Annotated in this window: 1 protein-coding gene; it reads right to left on the bottom strand. The window is 74.9% G+C overall.

Annotated elements, in window-relative coordinates:
- The coding region (locus tag QWJ41_RS21670) for a substrate-binding domain-containing protein (protein ID WP_302710571.1) at positions 1-219 on the bottom strand (219 nt) is incomplete at both ends.

Here is a 219-nt window from a genome sequence, read left to right as displayed (position 1 = left end):
GCGCTCGTCCCGCCCTCGAGCGTGAAGCCACCCTCGAGCTCGAGGTCGGGGTCCTGCTCGATCCCGGCGTCGCGCAGCGTGTCGCGGTAGCCGCGCGCCCGGGCGCGCGGCGGGGCCAGGCTCAGGCTCGCGTCGTTGAGCATCCCGACGTAGGCGATGCGGCGATGACCCAGCTCGAGCAGGTGCTCCACCGCGGTGCGCGCGACCAGCTCGTCGTCG

This window comes from Nocardioides cremeus, assembly GCF_030518195.1.
Classification (GTDB): Bacteria; Actinomycetota; Actinomycetes; order Propionibacteriales; family Nocardioidaceae; genus Nocardioides; species Nocardioides cremeus.
The sequence above is the reverse complement of the archived record's forward strand: the minus strand, read 5'-3'. Positions and strand labels throughout refer to the sequence as shown.